Origin of the sequence: Actinomadura meyerae, assembly GCF_900188445.1 — a bacterium.
Taxonomy (GTDB): Bacteria; Actinomycetota; Actinomycetes; order Streptosporangiales; family Streptosporangiaceae; genus Spirillospora; species Spirillospora meyerae.
In genome coordinates, this window is record NZ_FZOR01000019.1 from 13,167 (window position 1) to 35,357 (window position 22,191).

22 protein-coding genes and 1 tRNA gene are annotated in these 22,191 nt (G+C 72.4%); 13 read left to right on the plus strand and 10 right to left on the minus strand.

Annotation, left to right across the window (positions count from 1 at the left end):
• Positions 1-250: 250 nt before the first annotated feature.
• Complete coding sequence (locus CHF16_RS20010) at positions 251-700, minus strand: hypothetical protein (protein ID WP_089327608.1); 450 nt, start codon at positions 698-700, stop codon at positions 251-253.
• Between the two features lie 159 nt (positions 701-859).
• Between CHF16_RS20010 and CHF16_RS20015 the strand changes: the two genes are divergently transcribed.
• On the plus strand, positions 860-2,056 hold the full coding sequence (locus CHF16_RS20015; RefSeq protein WP_089327609.1) for a site-2 protease family protein: 1,197 nt from the start codon (positions 860-862) through the stop codon (positions 2,054-2,056).
• A 133-nt stretch (positions 2,057-2,189) separates the two neighbouring features.
• On the opposite strand, the gene CHF16_RS20020 is transcribed toward CHF16_RS20015, so the two are convergent.
• Positions 2,190-3,653 (minus strand): MFS transporter, encoded by a 1,464-nt coding sequence (locus CHF16_RS20020; RefSeq protein ID WP_089327610.1) that lies wholly within the window; start codon positions 3,651-3,653, stop codon positions 2,190-2,192.
• A gap of 195 nt (positions 3,654-3,848) precedes the next feature.
• On the opposite strand from CHF16_RS20020, the gene CHF16_RS20025 reads away from it, so the two are divergent.
• Positions 3,849-4,376, plus strand: a complete 528-nt coding sequence (locus tag CHF16_RS20025) for a MarR family winged helix-turn-helix transcriptional regulator (RefSeq protein ID WP_089327611.1) — start codon at positions 3,849-3,851, stop codon at positions 4,374-4,376.
• A gap of 27 nt (positions 4,377-4,403) precedes the next feature.
• Here the strand turns inward: CHF16_RS20025 and CHF16_RS20030 are convergent, their stop codons facing one another.
• On the minus strand, positions 4,404-4,775 hold the full coding sequence (locus tag CHF16_RS20030) for a MerR family transcriptional regulator (RefSeq protein ID WP_218826746.1): 372 nt from the start codon (positions 4,773-4,775) through the stop codon (positions 4,404-4,406).
• A 47-nt stretch (positions 4,776-4,822) separates the two neighbouring features.
• On the opposite strand from CHF16_RS20030, the gene CHF16_RS20035 reads away from it, so the two are divergent.
• Complete coding sequence (locus tag CHF16_RS20035; protein ID WP_089327613.1) at positions 4,823-5,740, plus strand: NAD(P)H-binding protein; 918 nt, start codon at positions 4,823-4,825, stop codon at positions 5,738-5,740.
• Positions 5,741-5,756: 16 nt separating this feature from the next.
• On the opposite strand, the gene CHF16_RS20040 is transcribed toward CHF16_RS20035, so the two are convergent.
• Positions 5,757-6,506, minus strand: coding sequence for a helix-turn-helix domain-containing protein (locus CHF16_RS20040; RefSeq protein WP_089327709.1), 750 nt, complete (start codon positions 6,504-6,506; stop codon positions 5,757-5,759).
• A gap of 225 nt (positions 6,507-6,731) precedes the next feature.
• On the opposite strand from CHF16_RS20040, the gene CHF16_RS20045 reads away from it, so the two are divergent.
• The 3 genes from CHF16_RS20045 to CHF16_RS20055 are packed head-to-tail and all read left to right on the plus strand — an operon-like array spanning position 6,732 to position 9,212.
• The gene (locus CHF16_RS20045) at positions 6,732-7,400 is read left to right on the plus strand and encodes a DUF4097 family beta strand repeat-containing protein (RefSeq protein WP_089327614.1); all 669 of its coding nucleotides are present in this window, start codon (positions 6,732-6,734) and stop codon (positions 7,398-7,400) included.
• A 13-nt stretch (positions 7,401-7,413) separates the two neighbouring features.
• Positions 7,414-8,430, plus strand: coding sequence for an ATP-binding cassette domain-containing protein (locus CHF16_RS20050; RefSeq protein ID WP_089327615.1), 1,017 nt, complete (start codon positions 7,414-7,416; stop codon positions 8,428-8,430).
• A complete protein-coding gene (locus CHF16_RS20055; RefSeq protein WP_089327616.1) occupies positions 8,427-9,212 on the plus strand; it encodes an ABC transporter permease in 786 nt (261 codons plus the stop codon). Before CHF16_RS20050 ends, CHF16_RS20055 begins: the two co-directional genes overlap by 4 nt.
• Before the next feature lie 93 nt (positions 9,213-9,305).
• Here CHF16_RS20055 and CHF16_RS20060 read toward each other — a convergent pair whose 3' ends face one another.
• Together CHF16_RS20060 and CHF16_RS20065 are read right to left on the minus strand one after the other, a co-directional pair.
• A complete protein-coding gene (locus CHF16_RS20060; protein ID WP_245868864.1) occupies positions 9,306-10,046 on the minus strand; it encodes an SDR family NAD(P)-dependent oxidoreductase in 741 nt (246 codons plus the stop codon).
• A 192-nt stretch (positions 10,047-10,238) separates the two neighbouring features.
• Positions 10,239-12,983 (minus strand): ATP-binding protein, encoded by a 2,745-nt coding sequence (locus tag CHF16_RS20065; RefSeq protein ID WP_089327710.1) that lies wholly within the window; start codon positions 12,981-12,983, stop codon positions 10,239-10,241.
• 172 nt (positions 12,984-13,155) lie between these two features.
• Between CHF16_RS20065 and CHF16_RS20070 the strand changes: the two genes are divergently transcribed.
• Both CHF16_RS20070 and CHF16_RS40355 read left to right on the plus strand, forming a co-directional pair.
• Positions 13,156-13,638 (plus strand): TIGR03618 family F420-dependent PPOX class oxidoreductase, encoded by a 483-nt coding sequence (locus CHF16_RS20070; RefSeq protein ID WP_089327618.1) that lies wholly within the window; start codon positions 13,156-13,158, stop codon positions 13,636-13,638.
• 36 nt (positions 13,639-13,674) lie between these two features.
• Entirely contained in the window at positions 13,675-13,866 is a 192-nt protein-coding gene (locus tag CHF16_RS40355; protein WP_089327619.1) for a hypothetical protein, read from the plus strand.
• A gap of 41 nt (positions 13,867-13,907) precedes the next feature.
• Here the strand turns inward: CHF16_RS40355 and CHF16_RS20080 are convergent, their stop codons facing one another.
• Complete coding sequence (locus CHF16_RS20080; RefSeq protein WP_089327620.1) at positions 13,908-14,669, minus strand: SDR family oxidoreductase; 762 nt, start codon at positions 14,667-14,669, stop codon at positions 13,908-13,910.
• A gap of 133 nt (positions 14,670-14,802) precedes the next feature.
• Here CHF16_RS20080 and CHF16_RS20085 point away from each other — a divergent pair, with 133 nt between their 5' ends.
• The gene (locus CHF16_RS20085; RefSeq protein WP_089327621.1) at positions 14,803-15,678 is read left to right on the plus strand and encodes a helix-turn-helix transcriptional regulator; all 876 of its coding nucleotides are present in this window, start codon (positions 14,803-14,805) and stop codon (positions 15,676-15,678) included.
• Between the two features lies 1 nt (position 15,679).
• Here the strand turns inward: CHF16_RS20085 and CHF16_RS20090 are convergent, their stop codons facing one another.
• From CHF16_RS20090 to CHF16_RS20100, 3 genes are all read right to left on the minus strand, one after another.
• A complete protein-coding gene (locus CHF16_RS20090; RefSeq protein WP_089327622.1) occupies positions 15,680-16,990 on the minus strand; it encodes an FAD-binding oxidoreductase in 1,311 nt (436 codons plus the stop codon).
• Positions 16,991-17,011: 21 nt separating this feature from the next.
• On the minus strand, positions 17,012-17,251 hold the full coding sequence (locus tag CHF16_RS40360; RefSeq protein ID WP_179271611.1) for a hypothetical protein: 240 nt from the start codon (positions 17,249-17,251) through the stop codon (positions 17,012-17,014).
• A 298-nt stretch (positions 17,252-17,549) separates the two neighbouring features.
• Positions 17,550-17,632, minus strand: a tRNA-Leu gene (locus CHF16_RS20100).
• A gap of 128 nt (positions 17,633-17,760) precedes the next feature.
• Between CHF16_RS20100 and CHF16_RS20105 the strand changes: the two genes are divergently transcribed.
• From CHF16_RS20105 to CHF16_RS20120, 4 genes are read left to right on the plus strand one after another with little or no spacing between them, the layout of a single operon-like run.
• Positions 17,761-18,516, plus strand: a complete 756-nt coding sequence (locus CHF16_RS20105) for an FHA domain-containing protein (protein ID WP_067627928.1) — start codon at positions 17,761-17,763, stop codon at positions 18,514-18,516.
• Positions 18,517-18,527: 11 nt separating this feature from the next.
• Entirely contained in the window at positions 18,528-19,019 is a 492-nt protein-coding gene (locus CHF16_RS20110) for an FHA domain-containing protein FhaB/FipA (RefSeq protein ID WP_089327623.1), read from the plus strand.
• A complete protein-coding gene (locus CHF16_RS41895; protein ID WP_089327624.1) occupies positions 19,016-20,596 on the plus strand; it encodes a Stp1/IreP family PP2C-type Ser/Thr phosphatase in 1,581 nt (526 codons plus the stop codon). Before CHF16_RS20110 ends, CHF16_RS41895 begins: the two co-directional genes overlap by 4 nt.
• Complete coding sequence (locus CHF16_RS20120; protein ID WP_089327625.1) at positions 20,597-22,183, plus strand: FtsW/RodA/SpoVE family cell cycle protein; 1,587 nt, start codon at positions 20,597-20,599, stop codon at positions 22,181-22,183.
• Positions 22,184-22,191 lie beyond the last annotated feature (8 nt).

Sequence of the window (22,191 nt, forward strand, 5' to 3'; positions counted from 1 at the left end):
AGTTTCCCTTCAGAGAGCGAGCACACCCGATCGGGCGTGAACCCTCTGAACCCCGCGGCGGCCGGTCAGGTTGCAGCCCGGCTTGAAAACGGGCAGCGCGCCACCACGTCAGCGCGGCGCCAATTCAGGGCGGCGGCATCAGTTCAGCACGGCGCCAGTTCAGCACGGCGCCAGTTCAGCACGGCGCCAGTTCAGCACGGCGCCAGTTCAGCACGGCGCCAGTTCAGCACGGCGTCAGTTCAGCACGGCGTCAGTTGAGGGCGTCGTACACCCCGGCGGCGACGGCGCCGTAGGCGAGGTGGGGGACGGCGTCCATCAGCCAGTCGGTCGCCGACCACTCGCGGGGATCGCTCAGGCCGAGCGCGGTGATCGGCGCAGTCGAACCGATCATGGCGAGCACCGCCAGGGCCGCGGTCGCGACCGGCTTCGGGACACCGCGGCCGCCGGCGATCGCGCCGTACAGGGCACCCGCGCCGAGGCCGGTGCCGAAGCCCAGCATCGGGCCGAGCCCCGCCTTCCGGTTCTCCGCCTTCTCCTCGTCGCCGAGGTCGACTCCGGCGACCTCGGCCAGCTTCTCCACGCTCTGCTCGGGAGTGGTGCTGGCCGGACGCCCCCGGACCGCCATGTCCAGATAGGTCACCGCGTTCAGGGCGGTGGTCCCGGCGGCACCGGCGATCAGTCCACGCGTCATCTTGTCCATGCCCTCGCGCTACCCGCACAATTCGCGAACCCACCCGTAGTCACCCAAAAGCCCCCGGCCGCGCACGGCAAGGCATGGACGTCCGGGCAGCGGGTAACCCAGCGTGCGCAGACCTAGGACTAACAGGCCACAGGGACGCACCGACGACGGGAGACGCCGATGAGGGAGTCGATCCGCCTCGGCCGTATCGCCGGCGTCAGGGTCGGCGTCAACTACAGCGTGCTGCTGATCGTGGTGATCCTGGTCTTCGGGCTGGCGTTCGGCCGGTTCCCGCAGGTGCACCCGGGCCTGTCCACATGGGCGTACGTCGTGGCGGGCGTGGTCAGCGCGGTCCTGCTGATGGCGTCGCTGCTCGTCCACGAACTGGCGCACGCGGTCGTCGCCCACCGCAACGGGATCGAGGTCTCCGGCATCACGCTGTGGCTGCTCGGCGGCGTCGCCGAGCTGCGCGGGGAACCGCGTTCGGCTGGCGCGGACCTGCGCATCGCCGTCGTCGGCCCGCTCGCCAGCCTCGCCGTGGGCGGGATCTTCGCGATCGCCGCCGTGGTGGCGCACGCCGCGACCGGTCCCGGCCTCGGCGTGGAGACGCTCGCCTACCTGGCCGGGATCAACGGGATCCTCGCCGCGTTCAACCTGGTCCCGGCCGCGCCGCTGGACGGCGGCCGGGTGCTGCGGGCGTTCCTGTGGTGGCGCCGCGGCGACCGGACCGCCGCCGCCGTCACCGCCGCCCGCGCCGGGCGGGTCTTCGGCTACGTCCTGATCGCCGCCGGACTGCTGCAGTTCGTGGTCGGGCTCGGCTTCGGCGGGCTGTGGCTGGCCCTCATCGGGCTCTTCCTCGTCGGCGCCGCCAGCTCCGAGGAGCAGCAGGCGCGGGTCAACTCGGCGCTGCACGGCATCCGCGTCGGCGAGGTCATGACCCGCGACCCCGTCGTGGCGGACGCCGAGCAGCCCGTGCAGAGCCTGATCGACGAGATCGTCATGACCCACCGCTTCTCGACGTACCCGCTGGTGGAGGACGGGCGGCTGGCGGGCCTCGTGACGCTGAACCGCGTCCGCGCGACCCAGCCCGCCGAACGCTCGACGCTGCGCCTGGCCGACATCGCCTGCCCGCCCGACCAGATCCCGACCGCGCACCCGGACGACCCGCTGACCGACCTGCTGCCCCGCATGGCGGGCTGCACCGACGGCCGCGCCGTCGTGCTCGGCGGCGGCGACCAGGTCGTGGGCCTGGTCAGCCCGAGCGACATCAGCCGGGCGATGCAGACCAGCGACCTGCGCGGCAGCCACCCCTACGGGCCCCCGCGCGGCGCCGACGTGATGGTCCCGCACGGCAGGCGCGGCCCCTGGTCGTCCTGAAGGCCCCTGCCCGTCCTGAAGGCCCTGCCCGTCCTGAAGGCCCTGCCCGTCCTGAACGCGGGTCCGCCCGCCGAGAGCGGGGTGCGGTCACTTCGGCGGGCGGAGTTCCGGTGCGGCGGCGGCCGCGGGACGGTCAGGTGTCGCTGGTGACCTGCTTGGACAGCGCGGCGGGCGCGGCCTGCGCGCGGTGGGCGCCGGCGGCCTCGCGGCGTCCGGCGGGGATGGTGGAGGCGATGAGCGCGGCCAGCACCGCCACGCCGGCGCCGATCAGCAGCCCGACACGGAACCCGTTCTCGGACGCGAGCTCGTGCCCGCCGAGGTTGATGGTCATCTCGGCCAGCACCACGCCCACCACGGCGCTGCCGATCGAGGTGCCGAGCGAGCGCATGAGGGTGTTGAAGCCGTTGGCGGCGGCGGTCTCGCTGAGCGGCACCGAGCTCATGATCAGCGCGGGCATCGCACCGTAGGCGAGCCCGACCCCGCAGTTGATGATCATCAGGCCGACCATCAGGCCCCAGGCCGCGCCCATCAGCCCGAGCGACGCGCCGTACCCCGCGGCCACCACCAGGATGCCGATGACCAGTGTGAACTTCGGCCCGCGGACGTTGGTGATCTTTCCGCCGATCGGCGAGACGAGCATCATCACGATGCCGGCCGGCGCCATCCACAGGCCGGCGGCGAGCATCGACTGGCCGAGGCCGTAGCCGGTCTGCTCGGGGTACTGGAGCAGCTGCGGGACGATCAGCATCGACGCGTACATGCCGACCCCGACGAAGATCGACGCGAGGTTGGTCAGCAGCACCCGGGGACGGGCCGTGGTGCGCAGGTCGACGATCGGCTGCGCGGTGCGGATCTCCCAGGCGCCCCAGCCCAGCAGCACCACGACGGCCGCGGCGAACAGGCCGAGCGTGGTGGCCGACGCCCAGCCCCAGTCGGCGCCCTTCGACACCGCCAGCAGCAGGCAGACCAGCCCGATGCCGAGGCCGACCGCGCCGGGCGCGTCGAACCGCTCGCCCCTGGCACCGGCCGGCACGTTCGGGATCAGCCGCCAGATCAGCACCGCGATGACCACGGCGAGGGCGGTCGCCCCCCAGAACAGCACGCGCCAGCTCGTGTACTCGGCGATCGCCGCGGCGATCGGCAGGCCGAGGCCGCCGCCGATGCCCATGGACGCGCTGACGATCGCGATGGAGGAGCTGAGCTTCTCCTGCGGCACCACGTCCCGCAGCAGGGCGATGCCGAGCGGCACCATGCCCATCCCCATGCCCTGCAGCCCGCGTCCGATGATCATGGGGACGACCGAGGACGACAGCGCGCACACCACCGAGCCCGCGATCAGCGGCCCCGCGCAGACCAGGAGCATCGGGCGCTTGCCGACGAGGTCCCCCAGGCGGCCGAAGACCGGCACGCAGACGGCCCCCACCAGCAGGGTGACCGTGATGACCCACGCCGAGTTGGAGGGCGAGGTGTACAGGATCTTGGGCAGGTCCGCGATGAGCGGCGTGACCAGCGTCTGCATGATCGCCGCGGTGATGCCGGCGAGCGCCAGCGTGGCGACCACACCGCCCGATCGGGCGGCGGGCTGGGGGGCGTCCATGACGCGACTCCTTGCTTGTCGTCGTATCCGTCCGGCCCTCGGCCGGCACAAGCATGCACGATACACTTGATATGTATCAGGCACACGATGTGTGTGATGCACACCTCCCGGCGGATCCGCGGGGCTCTCTGCGAGGATGGAGGCGGGGGCGTCCACGAACGGGCGGGCAGTCCCGGCAAGAGGAGGGCAACGGCCATGGTCAGGCCCACGCACGAGGTCGAGTACGAGCAGATGCTGCTCAGCCGCCACGAGGTCATGCGCCACCGGGCCGGGAGACTGGAGCGCAGCGCCTACGTGCTGCTCAGCCGGATCCGCCTCCAGGGGCCGATGTCCATCGGCGAGCTGAGCGAGGCGTTCGGGCTCGACGCCTCGACCCTCAACCGGCAGACCGCCGCGGCGATGCGCGCCGGCCTGCTGGAGCGCATCCCCGACCCCGAGGGCGGCATCGCCCGCAAGTTCCGCATCACCGCCGAGGGCGCCCGCCTCCTCGACGAGGAGCGCGCGATCATCATCAACGGCCTCGACCGCGTCATGGCCGACTGGTCGGACGAGGACATCGCCACCTTCGCCGCCTACCTGCGCCGCTTCAACACCGACATCGAACGCCTCAGCGGCCGCACCTGGCCGCGCCCTGCGAACACGAAGAGCGGGGCGAACACGAAGAACGGGGCGGACACGAAGAACGGCTCGTCCACCGGACACGAGACCAGGCTGCACGCCTGACGGGAGCCCCCGCCCCCGCGCCCGCTCTCAGTCCTCGCGGACGAATGCCGCGCAGTCCGGGCATTCGTCGAGGTAACGGTGCCGGCACTCGGCGGTGTGCGCCAGGAAGGTGACGGCCTCCCGGCGCCGCGCGATCTCGGCCTCCAGCGCGGCGATCTTCGCCCGCACGACCGCCTGCGCCGCCGCCTTCGTCGGCGCCATGGCGGCGATGACCTCGGGCAGCGACAGGCCGACGCGGCGGAGCTTCAGCACGGTGCGGGCCTGCTCCACGGCCGCGTCGTCGTAGCGCCGGTGGCCGTTGCCGTCGCGGGGCACGGTGAGGGCCCCGACGTCCTCCCAATGCCGCAGGACATGCGCCGCGACGCCCAGCTCAGCCGCCACCTCACCGATCGTCCTCACTGCCCGACCTTGCCTTCATGTCGACCTGAACCCCTACCGTCCCGAGCATGCCCGACGACATCCGTCCCTCGATCCCCCGGCCCCGTCCGACCATCCTGGTCACTGGGGCGACCGGCAACCTCGGCCGCGAGCTCACCGGCCGCCTCCGCGCGCGCGGCGCACGGGTGCGGAGCCTGTCGCGGCGGCCGGACGGAGCGCGGTCCGCGACCGAGACAGTGGTCGGCGACCTCACCGACCCCGCCACCGCGCGCGCGGCACTCGACGGCGTCGACGCGGTGTTCCTCATCTGGCCACTGCTCGATGCCACGCCCGCTCACGGAGTGGTCGCGGAACTCGCAGCGGCGGCGCCCCGCGTCGTCTACGTGTCATCTACGGCCATAACCGACCAGAACGCCCGCCAGAGCGACCCCATCGTCCAGGTGCACGCGGACATGGAGGCCCTGCTGCACGGCGCCGGGCTGCGGCCGGTGATCCTGCGCAGCGACACGCTGGCCTCCAACGCCCGTGGCTGGGCGGCGCAGGTGCGCGCGGGCGACATCGTTTCAGGGCCGGACGTCGCACCCACGGCCGTCGTCGACGAGCGCGATGTCGCCGACGCGGCCGCGGCCGCCCTGCTCAACGACGACGGCTCGTTCAAGCAGGGCCCGTCCGAGCAGGGCCCGTCCGGGCACAGCCCGTACCTGCTGACGGGGCCGGAGGTGCTCAGCCGCGCCGAGCAGGTCGCCCGCCTCGGCGCGGCGCTCGGGCGCCCGCTGCGCTTCGAGGCCGTCCCCGCCGACGCGGCGCGGGCGCGGATGCTCGCGGACGGGCGTCCCGCACCGCTGGTCGAGGCGCTGATCGCCGCCTCGGTGCGCAGGCCGGCGTCCGACCTCACGACCGACCATGTGGAGCGCCTCACCGGCCGCCCGCCGCGGTCGTTCACCGAGTGGGCCGCCGACCACGCCGCCGAGTTCGCCGCCGCGTGACGGCCGGGGCCGTCGCCTACCGGTTGTCGTCCGCCGAGCGGGGCCCGGCGGACGGGGTGCCGCTGTAGAGGATCTCGCGGGCCTGCTCGGCGGCGCGGCTCAGGCTCTCGCCGACGAAGTCGAGGAACCGCGCGACGTTCTCCAGCCGGACGGCGGCCGGGGTGCCCGGGCCGAGGATGCCGACGCCCTGCCGGAGGACCTCGACCTGCTGCTCCAGCGACCGGACGCTGCCGACCATGGACTGGTAGTAGAGGTCCTCGTCCACGACGTAGCGCTCGCGGCGGCGCTCGTCGCGCTCCCGGCGGACGAGGTCCTGGCTCTCCAGGAACTTGATCGCCTTGGAGATGGACGCCGGGCTGACCTCCAGCCGCCGGACGAGTTCGGCGGCGGTGAGGCTGCCGGAGTCGCTGGTACAGAGGGCGACCAGCACCCGCGCCATCATCCGGTTGGACAGGCCCGACTGCATGAGGACGGTCGTGAAGACCTCCTCGTACTCGCGCAGCGCCTCGGGGTCGCGCCCATCGGCCTGCGGGGACGCCCCCGGCCCGCGGGGGGCCGCCGTCCGGCGCCGGACGGCGCGGCGCTCGGCGGCGCGCTGGGCCAGGTCGGCGCGGTAGCCGCCGGGGCCGCCGTTGCGCATCACCTCGCGCGTGACCGTGGACGTGGGGCGGTCGAGCCGTCTGGCGATCTCCGCGTAGGCGAGGCCGTCGGCCAGGCCCAGCGCGATCTGCCGGCGTTCCTGCTGGGTGAGCCGGCCTCCCGGCATCGCCACCTCCTCCATCGTCCCCGCGTTCGCCGCCCACCATAGCGTTCACCTCAAGTCATTGCAACGCAATGGACGCCTCGCCATTGCATTCAAGCTCACACCGTTGCAACGATTTAGCACGGTTAACCTGCAATAACACGAGCTCAATGCAACAAGTTCGTTGCCAGAATGCGAAATGCAACGTAGCGTTTCCGACATCAGAAATGACGAGCCAAGGAGCACGCCATGCAGCACTTCGACACCCCGGCCCCGATCACCGCCGTCCTCGACATCCCCGCCGGCCGCGTCCAGCTCATCGGCGCCGACCCGGCCCGGACGGCGGTCGAGGTCCGCCCCGCGAACCCCGCGAAGTCCCGCGACGTGCAGGCCGCCGAGCAGACCTCCGTCGAGTACGCCGACGGCGTCCTGCGGATCTCGGGGGCCGCGGCGCGCCACCAGCTCTTCGGCCCGTCCGGGTCCGTGGAGGTGACGGTGCGGCTGCCCGCCGGATCCCGGGTCGAGGCGACGGCCGCGAGTGCCGACTTCCGCGGCGTCGGACGGCTCGGCGAGGTCGTCTACGCGGGCTCCCACGGCTCCATCAAGATCGACGAGGCGGCGGGCGCCCGGCTCGCCACCGCCGCCGGGGACGTCTCGGTCGGCCGCCTCACCGGCCCCGCGGAGATCAGCACCCAGAAGGGCGACATCAGCGTGGCCGAGGCGGTGCGCGGCACGGTCGTGCTGCGCACGCAGGCCGGCGAGGTGTCGGTCGGCGCCGCCGCCGGGGTCTCCGCCTCGCTGGACGCCGGCACGTCCCACGGCCGGATCCGCAACTCGCTCAGGAACACCGGCGGCGTCGCCGACCTGGCCGTCCACGCCACGACCGGCTACGGCGACATCGTCGCGCGCAGCCTCTAAGGAGCAGGCACCCATGACCCCCCTGGCCATCGCCGCGAACGGGCTCCGCAAGTCCTACGGCGACACGACCGTGCTCGACGGCGTCGACCTCGCCGTCCCCGAAGGGACGATCTTCGCCCTGCTCGGCCCGAACGGCGCCGGCAAGACGACCACCGTCCAGATCCTGTCCACCCTGATCCGGGCCGACGGCGGCACCGTCCGGGTCGCCGGCCACGACCTGGCCCGCGAGCCGGACGAGGTGCGCGGCGCGATCGGCGTCACCGGCCAGTACTCGGCCGTCGACAAGCTGCTCACCGGTGAGGAGAACCTGCTGCTCATGGCCGACCTCCGGCACCTGTCCCGCCGGGACGGCCGGCGCCGGGCCGCCGAGCTGCTGGAGCGGTTCGACCTGGCCGAGGCGGCGCGCAGGCCCGCCGGGACCTACTCCGGCGGCATGCAGCGCCGGCTCGACCTCGCGATGACGCTGGTCGGCGACCCGCGGCTGATCTTCCTGGACGAGCCCACCACCGGTCTCGACCCGCGCAGCCGCCGCGCCATGTGGCAGATCGTCCGGGAGCTCGTCGCGGGCGGCGTCACGATCTTCCTGACCACCCAGTACCTGGAGGAGGCCGACGAGCTCGCCGGCCGGATCGCCCTGCTCGACGGCGGGCGGCTGATCGCCGAGGGGACCGCCGAGGAGCTCAAGCGCCTCATCCCCGGCGGCCACATCGAGCTCACCTTCGCCGACGCGGCCATGCTCGGCGCGGCCCGCGACGCCGTCCCCACCGGCGTCGCCGACGCCGACGCGCTCACCCTGCGGGTACCGAGCGACGGCGGCGTGGACGCGGTCCGCGAACTGCTCGTCCTGCTGGACGCGCGCTCGATCGACGTCGCCGAGATGAGCGTCCGCACCCCCGACCTCGACGACGTCTTCCTCACCCTCACCGGCACCGGCACCAGCACCAGCACCGGCACCGGCACCGGCACCGGCACCGGCACCGGCACCGGCACCGACAACGTCACCGGCACCGAGAAGGAGCCCGTCCGATGAGCGCCCTCACCCTCGCCATGCGCGACTCCTCCACCATGGTCCGGCGGCAGCTGAAGCGGCTGGTGCGCTACCCGGCCATGACCGTGCAGCTGATCATCACGCCCGTCATCCTGCTGCTGCTGTTCGTCTACGTCCTCGGGGGCGCGCTCGGCAGCGGCCTCGGGGGCGGCCTCGGCGGCGGCCGGGACGCCTACGTCGACTACGTCCTGCCGGGCATCCTGCTGATGGCGGCGGCCACCGCCGCGACGGGGACCGCCGTCATGGCCGCCACCGACATGACCGAGGGCATCATCGCCCGGTTCCGGACCATGCGGATCTCGCGGGCGTCGGTGCTCACCGGCCATGTCGTCGGCAGCGTCGTCCAGCAGCTCCTCGGCATGGCGGTCCTCATCGGCATCGCGTTCGCGATCGGCTTCCGCCCGAACGCGACGGCCGTCGAGTGGCTCGCCGCGGCCGGGCTGCTCCTGCTGTTCATCGTGGCGATCACCTGGCTGGCGGTTGCGCTCGGCCTGAAGGCCGCGACCCCGGAGGCCGCCAGCAACGCCCCGATGCCGCTGGTCATCCTGCCCTTCCTCGGCAGCGGCTTCGTCCCCACCGACTCGATGCCCACCGCCCTGCGCTGGTTCGCCGACTACCAGCCGTTCACACCGATCATGGAGACCGTCCGCGGGCTGCTCCTCGGCACCGCGATCGGCGACAACGCCGCGATCGCCACCGCCTGGTGCGCCGGCATCGGCGTCCTCTCCTACCTCTGGGCCAAGCGGACCTTCAACAAGGTCTGACCCCGCATGCCCGCCCCCGGACAGGGCCGCCCGACTCCCAGGTCGGACGGCCCTGACCCCGCTGAACCGGCCCGGGATCCGCTCCGTGCGGCGTCACCACACCTGGTCGGCGGCGCGCACCAGCATCTGGTTGACGGCGACCCGCCGGTCCCGGGTGACGATGTAGCCGATGGCGTCCGCGACGTCGTCCGCCAGCCCGGCCTCGGCGAAGCCGGGCTCGACCACGCCGACCCGGACCTGCTCGCGGATCAGCTCCTGGCGCAGCGATTCGGTGAAGGCGCTCAGGCCGGACGCGCCCAGCGCGTAGACGCTGCTCCCCGGCCGGGGGGCGCGCCCGGCCGCGGATCCGACGTTCACCAGGTCCGCGACCTGCCGCGGCGACGTCGACGCCGCGTAGATCAGGTGCGGGACGGCGGCGTGCGTGACGTGCAGCAGCGCCTCGACGTTGAGCGCGACCATCCGGTCCCAGTCCTCGACGGTGGTGTGCAGCGCCGAGTTGAGCAGCCTGACCCCGGGGCCGTTGACCAGGACGTCCAGCCGCCCGAACCGGTCGAGTACCTGCTGCACCGCGTCTTCAGCCCCGGCGGGGCCGGTGGCGTCGGCCTCCACCGCGACGGCGTGCCCGCCGAACCCCGCGATGTCGTCCGCGACCCGCGCCAAGCCGTGCCCTGGAGAGGGGACGCCCGGAGAGCCGCCGGGAGAGCGGTCGCCGGGGGAGCCGAGCAGGGCGACGACCGCGCCCTCGCGGGCGAGGCGGCGCGCGGTCGCGGCGCCGATCCCGCCGCCCGCTCCGGTGACGAGCGCGACGGCTCCGTCCAACGGCTGATCCGGCAAGGCGGCCTCATTCTCTCCGTGGCCACGGGGGAACATGGTGACCGATGGATGGGGGGACGCCCGGAAGCCGGTCGCTGGACCCGCGCCTCCGGACGCTCGGCGGAAGGCCGACACTCCAAACCTCGTCCAGGCGGGCACCGGTCGCACCAGTGTGTGTCCCTGGTCGACTCCCGCCGAGGTCGCCGGACGGGCCTACGCCGGGGGTGCGGAGACGGACTCGTCGCGCGGGAGGACGTCGGGAAGCTGCTTGCGCGAGCTGATCCCGAGCTTGGTGAAGACCTGGCGGAGGTGCCACTCGACGGTGCGGGGGCTCACGAAGAGGCGGGCCGCGACCTCCGGGTTGGACAGGCCGTCCCGGACGAGCAGGGCGATCTGCTGCTCCTGCGGCGTCAGCCGCGCGTCCGCCGCGGCCTTGTCCCGGCGTTTGCGGACGGTCTCACCGGTGGCGAGCAGCTCTCGCCGCGCGCGCTCCGCGAACGCTTCCATCCCGATCGACGTGAACATCTCGTAGGCGGTGCGCAGGTGGGTCCGCGCCTCGACCCGGCGGCGGTCGCGGCGCAGCCACTCGCCGTACAGCAGGTGGGCGCGCGCCAGCTCGGGACGCAGGACCGTCCGTTCCAACCGCTCGATCGCCTCACGGTAGAGGTCCGCGGCCGCGTCGTCGTCGCTCAGCAGCGCCCGGCAGCGGGTCAGGATGCCCTGGGCCCAGTCGGTGTCGCAGGGTTCGGCCGTGTCCGCCAGGTCGTCCAGCGCCCCGTGCGCGGCCATGGCGTTCCCCGCGCGCGTCGCCGCCTCCACGAGCTCTGGAAGCGCCCATTGCGAGACCAGCGCGTTCCCGCTCTCGATGGTGGCCTGCGCCGCGGACAGCGCGCGCTCGTAGTCGGCCAGGCCGTTGCAGAGGATCGCCCGCGCCCACTGCGCGGTCGCGACGCCCGCCATCTGGCCGCCCGCGCCGGCCTCCTCGATCGCGGCGGCGAGCAGCGGCGACGCGTCCGCCTCCCGGCCCCGCAGCGCGGCCAGCAGGAGCTTGGTGTGCTGCGTCATCGGCACGCCGGTCGCCGCGGCGACCGCCTCGGACTCGGCGGCGATCTCCGCACCGGCGTCGAGATCGCCGCCGAGCAGAACCGGGATGCCCAGCGCGTGCAGGTAGACGGGCAGGTCGGCCAGCGCGCCGGCCGCGCGGACCTCCGCCAGCACCCGGGCCGGCGTCTGCGTCATGATCCGGTCCTCCCAGGCCAGCGCGACCAGGCCGTTCGCGGCCCAGCTCCACTTCAGGAGGTCCTCCGCGGGCGCCTCGACGAGCGCCCGCACCGCCTCGCGCATCACCGGGAGCGCGGTGCCTCGCCCGGCGGTGACGAGCAGCGCGCAGCTCTCCAGCACCAGGTCGCGGACGATCGGCGGCCCGTCCGGCGCGGGCAGCCGCCTGATCGCCTCGGAGATCGCGGTGAGGCTCTCCCGGTTCACGGCCCCGTAGGAGGCGCTGCCCCAGGCGATGAGGTAGGTCTCCCGCGCCGCGTCCATGTCGAACGGCTCCAGCCGCCGCGCGGCCTCCAGCAGCATCGGCGGCGCCTCGTCGCCGAAGCCCGCCGCGAACGTGATGTGGCTGTGCACGAGGTGGGCGCGGACCCGCTGCACCTCGCTCCGCGCGTTCCGGTCGGCGATGGCGGCCAGCTGCCGCGCGGCCTCCAGGTCGCCCGCCCGCAGCGCGGCGTCGGCGGCGGCCAGCGCGCGGTCGGCGCGCCGCGAGGGGTCGACGCTGAGCACCGCCGACCGTTGCAGGAACGCCGCCGCGGCGGCGAGCCCGCCGCGCGCCTGCGCCCGCCCCGCGGACCGTTCCAGCTCGGCGGCCACCTCCTCGTCCGGCCCGGTCGTCGCGGACGCCCGATGCCAGGCGCGGCGATCGGGGTCGGCCTCCGCGTCCGTCGCCTCGGCCAGGGCCAGATGCACCGCCCGGCGGTCCTGGTGCCGCGCCGACCCGTACACGGCCGACCGCACCAGCGGATGGCGGAAGAGCACCCGGGTGCCGAGCTGGAGCAGGCCGTCCATCCCGGCCGCCAGGGCCGCCGCCGGCGTGATGCCGAGCCGTTCGGCGGCCGCCCAGATCAGCGCGGGATGGCCGGTGGGCTCGGCGGCGGCGACCAGCAGCAGCATCCGGGTCCGCTCGCCCAGCGCCTCGATGCGGGCGCTGAAGCTCTGCTCGATCCGGCTCCGGAGCGCGACGGCGTGCGGCAGCCCGAACCCGCCCGCGAGCTGCGTCGCCGAGAGCCCGCGCGGCAGTTCGAGCAGGGCCAGGGGGTTGCCCCTGGTCTCGGCCACGAGCCGGTCGCGGATGTGCCCGTCGAGCCGGCCCCGCGTCACCGAGTCCAGCAGGGCCCGCGCCTCCGCCTCGTCCAGCCCCGTGATCTCCAGCTCCGGCAACCCGATGAGGTCCCGCGGACGCTCCCGGGACCCGAACAGCAGCGCGACCGACTCGGCCAGCAGCCGGCGCGCGACGAAACCGAGGATCTGCGCGGACGCGCGGTCCAGCCACTGCGCGTCGTCCACCACGCACAGCAAGGGTCCCTTCTCGGACGCGTCCGAGAGGAGCCCCAGCACCGCCAGCCCGACCAGGAAGCGCTCCGGCGGAGGCCCGGCGCGCAGCGCGAACACCGTCTCCAGCGCCTCGCGCTGCGGCTCCGGGAGGCCGCCCAGGCCGTCCATCAGCGGCGCGCACAACTGGTGCAGGGCGGCGAAGGCCAGCTCCATCTCCGACTCGACGCCCACCACCCGCAGGACCCGGACGTCCGCCGCCGCGCGCTCCGCGTAGTCCAGGAGCGCCGACTTGCCGACCCCCGGTTCCCCCAGCAGCACGAGCACGCGGCTCTCCCCGGCGCGCACCGCCTCGATGGCCCGATCCAGCAGGGCGCGCTCCGAGGCCCGCCCGAGCAGTTGGTCCACGGCCACCAGCCTTAATTGCGGACGATGCCGCAGCACCGTCGATTATGTCCGACCGCCGGCCCCGACCCTCACCACACGTGCGCGGAGGAACTAAATCCGCATCAGATCATCTATAACAAAACTATCTGCTAGAGTCCCCCCTGTTGGACCCACCAGGAGGAGATGACCGCACATGAGCGACGACACCGCCTACGGCCCCGGCCAGGGCCCCGCCCCCCGCGCACTCACCGAGGAGGAGGCGGTCCGGGTCCTCGGCGGGCAGACCTTCGGTTCGCTGGCGACCCTGAAGCACGGCGGCCAGCCGCATCTGGCCTCGATGGTCTACTCCTGGGATCCGGACGAGCGGATCATCCGGATCCCGTCCGTCGCCGACCGCATCAAGGTCCGCCACCTGCTCAGGGACCCGCGCGCGACGTTCCAGGTCCAGGGCGAGACCGTCCTCTCCTACGCCGTCGCCGAGGGCGAGGCCGAGGTCTCGGAGGTCACCGCGGAGCCGGGCGACGCGATCGGCCGCGAACTGCTCCCCCTCTTCGGCCACATCGACCCGGCCGACGAGCGGGAGTTCTTCGAGCGGATGGTGCGCGACCGGCGCCTGGTCATCAGGCTCCGGGTCAAGCACCTGTACGGCGTGGCCCTGGACGGCCCGGTGACATGACGAGAACCGATCACGGCGCCGCGACGTCAGAAGATCTTGGTCGGCCCCCCGGACCTCGCGTGGCTCGCCGCGGACATGCAGCCCAGCGGCATGTTCAGGGTCACCGGCCACACCGACGCCGACCTGTCCGGCGTCGACCGCGCGACCGGGAAGCTCTGGCTCTACCCCGGCCCGGCGATCGCCGCCGCGGACCGCCGCCTGATCGGCACCACCGGCTGGAACGGCTGACCAAGAGGCCCCGCGCCGGACATCCGGCGCGGGGCCCGAGCTCAGCCCTGACGGCCGGGAAGCATCGCCAGCGCCTGCGACCGCTGCGCGACGAGCTTGTCGTAAGTACCGTCCCGCTCAGCCCAACGGTGCATGCGAACCCCCTTAACGAGAATCTCATCCGGAGTCGGGTTCTGCCCGAGCAGTTGCATGACCTCCGTGGCGAAGTCATCGAGCGGCAGGGCGTGCGGATTCACCTTCTCCTGCCCCGCCGTGGCGACGGCCGGGGGCACGAGTTCGACGACACCCACCCCGGTACCGTCCAACTGCGCGCGCAGCGCCTCCGAGTACGCGTGGACCGCTGCCTTCGACGCGGCGTAGGTCGGCATGGGCGGGAACGGCAGGAACGCGATCCCGGACGTGACGGTGACGAACGTGCCGGCACCCCGTCCGACCAGATGCGGCGTGAAGGCGTCGATGACCCGGATGGTGCCGACGAGGTTGGTGTCGATGGTCGTCCACGCGGCCTCGAAGTGCGCGGGATCGCGCAGGTCCTCCAAGAGCATGACGCCCGACATGGTCACCACGGTGTCCAACTCGGGGTACTGGACGAGCACGGCATCGCGGGCCTGTGCGACGGAGCCGGCATCCGTGACATCGATGCTGAAGGCGCCGAAGCCCTCATCGGCGAGTTCACCGAGCGCCTCCGCGTTGCGACCGGCGACGGCCACGGTGCTGCCCGCCGCGGCGAACCGCCGGGCCAGCTCCCGTCCGATGCCGGAAGTGCCGCCGACGATGAGAACAGTACGGCTGGAGAGATCCACGAGTTCTTCCCTTCACTCAAAGCAGTGCCGACTCAAGCCTCAACGGTCTCCGCCCCATGTGGCAGGGCCCCCGTTTTCCCTGGTCCTGACAGGGCCCCCTCTAGGGATCGCGTACCCCTCGTACGGTGGAGTCATGAGGGACGACAACCGGCTCGGCGACTACCTGCGCGCCCGGCGCGACCTCGTCTCCCCGGAGCAGGCGGGCATCCCGCCCGGGGCGAAGCGCCGCGTCCCCGGCCTCCGCCGGGAGGAAGTGGCCCTGCTCGCCGGCATCAGCCCCGACTACTACGTCCGCCTGGAGCGAGGCAAGGACAAGAACCCGTCACCGCAGGTCCTGGAGGCACTAGCCCGCGTCCTGCACCTGGACGACGTCGAAAGGGAGTACCTCCTCGGCCTGGCCTCGCCACGCCCGAGAACCCGGCGCCGCAAGCGACCGGAGCACGTCCCCGCACGGGTGCACCAGCTCCTGGCCCACCTGCAGATCCCCGCGTTCGTCGAAGGCCGCGCGTTCGACGTCCTGGCGTCCAACCCCATGGCCGTGGCGCTCTCCCCGCGGCTGCGGCCCGGCAACAACCGGCTCCGCTCCTTCTTCCTGGATCCCGAGGAGCAGGCTTTCCACCACGACTGGACGAAGGCCGCCGCCGGTTTCGTCGCCGCTCTCCGCACCGCCATCGGGGACGACACCGACGACCCGAGGTTCGTCGAACTCGTCGGCGAACTCTCCCTGTCCAGCGAACGCTTCCGCACGCTGTGGGCCCGGCACGACGTCCGCCCCCTGGACGGAGGCACCACGACCGTCCACCACCCGGTAGTGGGCGACCTACGCCTGCACCGCGACAAGCTCCCGATAGAAGACGTCATCCTCGTCCTCTACTACCCGGACAAGAACGACGACAGCGACGAGAAGCTGCAACTCCTAGCCGCCCTGACCACCCCCGCCGACCCCACCATCAAGCTACAAACCCCACAACGGCCCCCAGCAGGCGACACGGGACCGGCCGTAACCTGATCTATTCGAGCACCGGGTAGTTCGCGCGGAACACGTTGTGCGGGTCACGGGCCCGCTTGATCTGCCGCAGCCGCTCGAGCACGCCGCCGGAGAAGGACTGCGCCGCCGTCTCACCGGGGGACAGCAGGGTGTACGGCTTGTGGCCGCCGATGTAGGCCTCCAGGTCGGCCACGACCTCGGCCTGCTTGGCGCGCGTCACTTCGGCCGCGTGCGGCAGGCCGAGACCCACCATGCCGAGCAGGTACGGCTCGGCCACCGCGCCGCTCGCACCGGCCCCGGCGCCCGGTTCGGCGAGCGCCCCGCCCAGATGCCTGACCTGGACGTTGATCAGCGGTTCGACCGGCTTGGCCAGCAGGATCTCCACCGCGCCGGCGTCCAGGCCGGTGAGCAGCTCCGCGCGGCTGATGGAGGGGGTCGGGTCGGTGGGCTCGGGAGAGATGGCGCTCAGGCCGGCGACCGGGACGACGCCACGGCCATCGGAGATCGCGCCCTCGATCTTGTCGATGGGCCTCAGCAGATCTTTCCCCCGAGCCGCCTCACCCAGGTAGGCCAGATCCAGCGTCACCATCGGCGACGCGCCGGGGGGCTGGAGACAGTTGACCCAGACACTGAGTTCACGCGGCGCCTCGGCGGTGATCTCCAGGAACGCGTCGAACACCTCCCTGGCCCGGTGCTCCGGCCAGGTCACGCGCCCGCCGTACAGGACCGGCGCGGGATACAACTCGAGTTCGAGGGCGGTCACCACCGCGAAGTCCCCGCCACCGCCGCGCAGCGCCCAGAACAGCTCGGGATCGGACTCGGCGGTCACCCGGGCCGGCTCGCCCTCGGCGTCCACGATGTCGATGGCGCGAACGCTGTCGGAGGCGAAGCCGTACTTGCGGCTGAACCAGCCGACCCCGCCGCCCAGGGTGTAGCCGGTCACGCTGACCCCCGGCGCGCTGCCGGACAGGCCCGTCAGCCCCAGCGGCCCGGCCGCCGCCAGCAACTGCCCCCACGTCACGCCCGCACCGACCCGGACGACGCGCTCATCTACGCGCACCTCCACTTCGTTCAGCAAACCGGTGCGCAACAGAATCAGGCCCTCCACCTCACCCGAGGCGCCATGCCCGCTCGGCTGTGCGGTCACCGTCAGACCCGCCCGCCCCGCGTAACGGACGAGCGCCGCCACGTCATCGGCATCCGCGGCCTCCGCCACGGCTGCCACGGGCTGCCCGACGGTCAGGTTCCACGCCATGGCCGCCTGTTCGAAGCCGTCGTCACCGGGCAGGACCACGCGCCCCTTGAGGACACCGCGCAAATCGTTGATCGTCATCGCCGTCTCCCTTGCCGAGCTTCAGAAGATTCGAGTTGCCGCAAAATGCGAGGGAGGCTGCACGGCGGGCGCCTCCTGGGTCGCGCCCGCCTTGCCGGCGCCGAACGGGGCGACGGCCGTCACCAGCAGGACGCCCATACCCAGGCCCATCGCGATTTCACGGCTGCCCTTCACGCCAGGGAAGCCGCTGCCGTCAGACGGCCAGCCCAGCAGCCCCGGAAAGGACGTCCCGAGGAGCCGGACGACTGCACGCGCGGACACGGCGAAGGGTCCCGCGATCAGCGCGCGAAGCCGAGCCAAGCGGACGCGACGCGAACCCGGACAGGGGGCAAGGGGCGAAGCCCCACCCCAAAGGCGAAGCCGAGGAAGCGAAACCCCCACACGCGGGGGTCGCCGGACAGGGGGGCAAGGGGCGAAGCCCCACCCCAAAGGCGAAGCCGAGGAAGGGGGCGTGGGGGCGGAGCCCCCACACGGGGGGTCCGGGGGTCGCCCCCGGGGCAAACACAACGAAGGAGTGGCGGCCCGCGCTCTCCGCGGGCACACCACTCCCAACTCCGAGTGGGCGAGGAGGGATTTGAACCCTCACATCCTTTCGGACACACGGACCTGAACCGTGCGCGTCTGCCGTTCCGCCACCCGCCCGTGGGTGCCGCCCCGTTTCCGGGTGCCTGAAAAGGCTAGCACGTGCCGGGCAGTGGTTAGGTATCCAGATACTCCGAGCGAACCTTCGCACCGATACGATCGTCTACCAGTGGGGAAGGGAGGTGCCCGTGGGCGTCATTCAGCGCTTCGAGCGACGGCTGGAGGGCATGGTCGAAGGGGCCTTCGCCCGTGCGTTCAAGTCGGAGCTGCAGCCGGTCGAGGTGGCCAGTGCTGTGCAGCGCGAGATGGACGACAGGGCTGCGATCGTGGCGCAGGGCCGCACCCTCGTGCCGAACGACTTCGTCGTGGAGATCTCTCAGCAGGACGGCCAGCGCCTGCAGGTGTACGCCGACAGCCTGAGCCAGGAGCTGGCGAACCTCGCGCGGGAGTACGCGAAGGAGCAGGGGTACTCCTTCGTGGGGCCGGTGCGGGTGCGGTTCGAGAATGCGGGCGATCTCGCCACGGGAATGTTCCGGATCCGTTCGGGGGTCATCCGGGGCTCGACGGTGGAGGGCGGGGAGATCCGCCGGCCGGTGAGCGATGTGCCGCAGGGCGGCCGGGGCGGTGTCTTCGGCGGCCATCCGCGGCTGCTGGTGACGACGGCCGTGGAGGGCTCGGACACGACGCAGCGCACCTATGAGATCAATACGCCTGTCACTCTGCTCGGTCGCGGTACGGACTGCGACCTGCGACTCGTCGATCCGGGCGTATCCCGGCACCATGCCGAGATCCGCGTAGAAGGTCCCGAAATCGCTCTCGTGGATCTAGGGTCGACCAACGGCTCGTTCGTGAACGGGCAGCCGATCCGGCGGGTCACGCTGGTCGACGGCTCCCGGGTGACGATGGGCCGGACAACCCTTGTGTTCCGCCGCGATAGGGAGTAACCCCGACTCCGATGTCCCCATTCACCCTCACGCTGATCAAGCTGGCGTTCCTCGCGGTGCTGTGGCTGTTCGTCATCGCGGCCGTCGGTGTGATCAGGGCCGACCTGTTCGGCTCGAAGGCCGCGTCGAAGGCGGCCGCGCGCCCGTCCCAGCCCCCGAGGTCCGCCCGGCCGCCGAAGCCGCCGCGGCAGCAGCGCAGCGCCCAGCACGGCGCCCCGACGAAGCTGGTGGTGGTCCAGGGGGAGCGGGCCGGCACCGTCATCGACCTCACCGGGGTGCCCATCACCATCGGCCGGGCCAATGACGCCACTCTGGTCGTGACCGACGACTACGCTTCGAGCCGGCATGCCCGACTTTTCGCGCAGGACGGTCAGTGGATCGTGGAAGATCTCGGCTCGACCAATGGGACGTATCTCGGACGCACGAAGGTGAGCCGGCCGATGCCGGTACCGCCCGGCGTTCCGGTCCGTATCGGCAAGACCGTGATCGAGCTGCGCAAATGACTCTGGGAATCCGCTACGCCGCGCGCTCCGACGTCGGCATGCTGCGTGAGGGCAACGAGGACTCGGCGTACGCGGGCGCGCACCTGCTGGCGGTGGCCGACGGCATGGGCGGGCACGTCGGCGGTGAGATCGCGAGCGCCGCGGCGATCGAGGCGCTCCGCGCTCTCGACAAGAACCTGCCGGCGACCGAGCTGCTGGCCGCGCTCGAGCACACGGTCAAGACGGCCAACGACAACCTGCACCGCATCGTCGAGTCCGATCCGGCCCTGCAGGGCATGGGGACGACGCTGACGGCGATGCTGTGGGCGGGCAACCAGGTCGCGCTGGTGCACATCGGGGACTCCCGCGCCTACCTGCTGCGCGACGGCAGCCTGTTCCAGATCACGCACGACCACACGCTCGTCCAGTCGCTGGTGGACGAGGGGCGCATCAGCCCGGACGAGGCGGCGTCGCACCCGCAGCGGTCGCTGCTGCTGCGCGCGCTGGACGGGCGCGGCGAGGTCGATCCCGACCTGTCGCTGCGCGAGGCCGTGGTCGGCGACCGGTACCTGCTGTGCTCGGACGGCCTGTCGGGCGTCGTCACGGCGGAGACGATCTTCCAGGTCCTGACGGACGTGGACGACCCGGAGCAGTGCGTCCGGCAGCTGATCGACCTGGCGAACCGGGGCGGCGGGCCCGACAACATCACCTGCGTCGTCGCCGACGTGGTGGACCTGGATCGCCATCCGCCGACGGGCGGGCCCGGCCAGGCGGTGGGCGCGGCGGCGAACGCGGCGCCGCCGGAGCCGCCGGGCGGCGGCCCGGGCGCGAACACGACGGTGGCCGACACTCCGGCGGGGCGCGCGGCGCAGCTGCGCGACACGCGGCCGCAGCCGCCGGTGGCGGTGGACGAGCGGCCTCCCCCGCCGGCGCCCGCGCCGATGGGCGACCCGATGGGCGGCCCGCCCGCGCCGGGCACGGTCCAGCAGGCGCCGATGGAGCGGCCGCGGCGCGGCGGCGCCCGCCGCTGGACGTGGCTGATCGTCGTCGCCGGGGTGGTCGTGGTGGGCGTGGTGGCGGGCGGTTTCGTGCTGCTGCAGAACGTCCGGAACGGCTACTACATCGGCGCGAGCGGCGACAACGTCGTCCTGTACCGGGGCACGCCGCAGAAGGTGCCGGGGCTCGACCTGTCGCGCCCGGCCGACAAGCAGCCCGAGCCCCGGGTCCAGGTGAGCGACCTGCCCGAGGACATCGGCGAGCAGGTCAAGTCGACCTACACCGTGGACGGCCCGCAGGACTGGTCGAAGCTGACCGCGGCCGTCTGCAAGTACTCCCTCGTCCAGCTCGAGGGCAAGGTCGCGATCGTGCGGGGCAAGAACCAGCGGAACTGCAAGGAGACGAAGATCGTCACCAGCGACGTGCCACTGAGCGAGCTGCCCCGGTCGGACGCGACGGAGATCGCCAAGGGCACCGCGCCGATGATCGGCCGGACCGCGGCGCAGAACGCGCTGCAAGATGTGCAGAAGCGGCACAAGGCGTGCGTCGACGACGCGGCGGGCAAGCCGAAGGACTGCCCCTCCAGCGGAGGGAGCTCGTAGATGCACCAGCTCGGGGAGCAGATCCGGTCGCGGTTGCCGTACCAGCAGCGCAACGGGGCCTCGCTGGCCCTGCTGATCTTCGCGATGGTGCTGACGCTGTCGGCGTTCGCCGAGGTCGGCCTGGCCCGTGACCGCACGATCCCCGCGGGGCTGTTCGTCTACGGCGGCGGCCTCGCGGTGCTGGCGTTCATCGCCTACTTCGTCCAGGCGAAGTTCACCCCGTACGCCGACCCGCTGCTGCTGCCGCTCGCGGTCGCGCTGAACGGCATCGGGCTGACGATGATCTACCGGCTCGACCTGGACACCAGCGCCGACCGCAAGGCCGCGGCGCTGGCCGGCAAGAAGCTCATCGAGGACGCCGCGGACGCGCCCAGCCAGCTGATGTGGACGTTCGTCGGCATCGTGCTGTTCGTCGCCGCCGTCCTGATCATGCGGGACACCGACAAGACGGACGCGCCGCTGTCGTTCACCCCGAAGACGGCGCAGCGCTACACGTACCTGATCGGCCTCACCGCCGTGATCCTGCTGCTGCTGCCGATCGTCCCGGGCATCGGCGCGGAGATCAACGGCGCCCGGGTGTGGATCCACCTCGGGCCGTTCTCGGTGCAGCCGGGCGAGTTCGCGAAGCTGCTGCTGGTCGTGTTCTTCGCCGGGTACCTGGTGAACAAGCGGCAGGCGATGTCGCTGATCGGCAAGAAGGTCGGCCCGGTCAGCCTGCCGCGGGGCCGCGACCTCGGCCCGATCATGGTGATCTGGTTCTTCTGCCTGGGCGTGCTGTTCCTGCAGAAGGACCTCGGTACCGCGCTGCTGTTCTTCGGCCTGTTCGTGTCGATGCTCTACATCGCCACGCAGCGGGTCTCCTGGGTGGTGATCGGCGTCGGGCTGCTCACCGTGGGCGTGTTCGTCGCGACGCTGCTGCCGTTCATGGGCCACGTGAACCAGCGCATCGACATCTGGCAGAACCCGAAGCCGTACTTCGACGGCGGCTGCCTGCTGGAGAACGGCAAGGTCGTCCCCGTCAACCCCGACACCGAGATCTACAAGCAGAACGACGTCGAGGGCGTGATCTCGCCGGGCTTCACGGCCTGCGCGAAGCTCGGCGGCGAGTACTCCGACAGCGCGCAGCTCATGAAGGGGCTGTTCGCGCTGGGGCAGGGCGGCGTCCTCGGCACGGGGCTCGGCCAGGGCGAGCCGTGGCGGACGCCGCTGTCGTTCAGCGACTTCATCTTCGACTCGCTCGGCGAGGAGCTCGGGCTGACCGGGCTGATGGTGATCCTGTTGATCTACGCGTTGATCGTGCAGCGCGGGATGAAGACGGCCGTGGCGGCGCGGGACCCGTTCCTGAAGCTGTTCGCGGGCGGTGTGTCGTTCGTGCTGGCCCTCCAGGTCTTCGTGATCGTCGGCGGGGTCACCCGGCTCATCCCGCTCACCGGTCTCACGACGCCGTTCCTGTCGCAGGGCGGTTCGTCGCTGATGGCCAACTGGATCCTGATCGCGATCCTGGTGCGGATGAGCCATGACGCGCGCAAGCCCGCCCCCCAGGCGATCCAGGACGAGGGCATGACCCAGATCGTGAGCACGAGGTGACTTCCCCC

Bases quoted from the DNA above. Each gene is read 5' to 3' on its own strand.
- CHF16_RS20010 (WP_089327608.1), bottom strand. From the start codon at position 700: ATGGACAAGATGACGCGTGGACTGATCGCCGGTGCCGCCGGGACCACC.
- CHF16_RS20015 (WP_089327609.1), top strand. From the start codon at position 860: ATGAGGGAGTCGATCCGCCTCGGCCGTATCGCCGGCGTCAGGGTCGGC.
- CHF16_RS20020 (WP_089327610.1), bottom strand. From the start codon at position 3,653: ATGGACGCCCCCCAGCCCGCCGCCCGATCGGGCGGTGTGGTCGCCACG.
- CHF16_RS20025 (WP_089327611.1), top strand. From the start codon at position 3,849: ATGGTCAGGCCCACGCACGAGGTCGAGTACGAGCAGATGCTGCTCAGC.
- CHF16_RS20035 (WP_089327613.1), top strand. From the start codon at position 4,823: ATGCCCGACGACATCCGTCCCTCGATCCCCCGGCCCCGTCCGACCATC.
- CHF16_RS20040 (WP_089327709.1), bottom strand. From the start codon at position 6,506: ATGCCGGGAGGCCGGCTCACCCAGCAGGAACGCCGGCAGATCGCGCTG.
- CHF16_RS20045 (WP_089327614.1), top strand. From the start codon at position 6,732: ATGCAGCACTTCGACACCCCGGCCCCGATCACCGCCGTCCTCGACATC.
- CHF16_RS20050 (WP_089327615.1), top strand. From the start codon at position 7,414: ATGACCCCCCTGGCCATCGCCGCGAACGGGCTCCGCAAGTCCTACGGC.
- CHF16_RS20055 (WP_089327616.1), top strand. From the start codon at position 8,427: ATGAGCGCCCTCACCCTCGCCATGCGCGACTCCTCCACCATGGTCCGG.
- CHF16_RS20070 (WP_089327618.1), top strand. From the start codon at position 13,156: ATGAGCGACGACACCGCCTACGGCCCCGGCCAGGGCCCCGCCCCCCGC.
- CHF16_RS20085 (WP_089327621.1), top strand. From the start codon at position 14,803: ATGAGGGACGACAACCGGCTCGGCGACTACCTGCGCGCCCGGCGCGAC.
- CHF16_RS20090 (WP_089327622.1), bottom strand. From the start codon at position 16,990: ATGACGATCAACGATTTGCGCGGTGTCCTCAAGGGGCGCGTGGTCCTG.
- CHF16_RS20110 (WP_089327623.1), top strand. From the start codon at position 18,528: ATGTCCCCATTCACCCTCACGCTGATCAAGCTGGCGTTCCTCGCGGTG.
- CHF16_RS41895 (WP_089327624.1), top strand. From the start codon at position 19,016: ATGACTCTGGGAATCCGCTACGCCGCGCGCTCCGACGTCGGCATGCTG.
- CHF16_RS20120 (WP_089327625.1), top strand. From the start codon at position 20,597: ATGCACCAGCTCGGGGAGCAGATCCGGTCGCGGTTGCCGTACCAGCAG.